This window comes from Italian clover phyllody phytoplasma str. MA1, assembly GCF_000300695.1.
Taxonomy (GTDB): Bacteria; Bacillota_I; Bacilli_A; order Acholeplasmatales; family Acholeplasmataceae; genus Phytoplasma.
Genome location: NZ_AKIM01000093.1, coordinates 1 through 240, shown reverse-complemented (window position 1 = coordinate 240; position 240 = coordinate 1). Strand labels below are relative to the sequence as shown.

At 27.1% G+C, this 240-nt stretch carries 1 protein-coding gene; it reads left to right on the top strand.

Annotated features, from left to right (window positions below; all coding sequences use genetic code 11):
* The coding region (locus RI01_RS04070; protein WP_017193113.1) for a hypothetical protein at positions 1 to 240 on the top strand (240 nt) is incomplete at both ends.

The window sequence follows — 240 nt, the reverse complement described above, 5'->3', positions numbered from 1 at the left end:
AATAAACTTAAAGAACAAATAAAAGAAGAACAAAAAGCCCATGAAGAAACTAAAGTAAAATTAAAAAATGAAAGCGATAAATTAACACAAAAAGAGAAAGAGTTAGACGAAATCGATTTAATTTTAAAAGCACAAAAAAACACCTATAGCGCCGCAATTCAACCTTTGAAAACAGTATTTAAAGAAGATGTAAGACAAAGAGTTAAAAGCGCAAAAGAAAAAGTTGAAAATGTAACTTCT